This is a genomic window from Thiolapillus sp. (assembly GCF_048562965.1).
Taxonomy (GTDB): Bacteria; Pseudomonadota; Gammaproteobacteria; order Chromatiales; family Chromatiaceae; genus Thiolapillus; species Thiolapillus brandeum_A.
The window spans coordinates 1-628 of sequence record NZ_JBHNMF010001432.1 but is presented as its reverse complement, the minus strand read 5'-3'; the positions used below and the strand labels follow the sequence as shown (position 1 = coordinate 628).

Annotated in this window: 1 protein-coding gene; it reads left to right on the top strand. The window is 54.1% G+C overall.

Translation table 11 applies throughout. The features are described from left to right. A partial coding sequence (locus ACOCD2_RS24770; RefSeq protein ID WP_419625345.1) for an IS66 family transposase occupies positions 1 to 503 on the top strand: 503 nt, incomplete at its 5' end. Between the last annotated feature and the right edge of the window lie 125 nt (positions 504 to 628).

Genomic DNA, 628 nt, shown 5'->3' with positions numbered 1-628 from the left:
CCTTCGTCATCGACGCCAATGACTATGCCTGGGCGGCCAATATGAAGCGCCTGCTCCAGGAAACCTGCGCCATTGTCGCCAAACGCCAATCGAAGCGCCTGACCGGGAATGAGTACAAAAATCTGCAGAAACGCTACCGCAATATCCTCACCCGCGGTGCAAAGCAGCTCCCGCCTATCCCGCCCAGACAAAACGGCAAACGGGGCCGGGTCGCCAAATCCGATGCGCACAACCTGTGGGAACGACTGAAGAAGCATGAGATGGCAGTACTGCTCTTCGCCAGACTCTCCCACGTGCCGTTTACCAACAACCGGGCCGAACGTGACCTGAGAATGAGCAAGGTCAAACAGAAGGTGTCGGGGTGCTTCCGGACAAGAAAGCACGCCGAGGCCTATTGCCGCATCTCCAGTTACCTGCAGACCATGGCAAATCAGGGATACAATCCGCTGGTCGCCATTCAAATGGCCTTTTCGGGACAGCTCTATGCTGATAGGGGTGAGTAGTTACACCCTGCTTAAACAGACCTGGATCAAATAACCAACAACCCAACATCAATGTAGGCGATGCTCAGGGCTTCTTACATTGGAGGTGACACATATCACTCAGCGTGAAGTCAGCTGAAATTGAT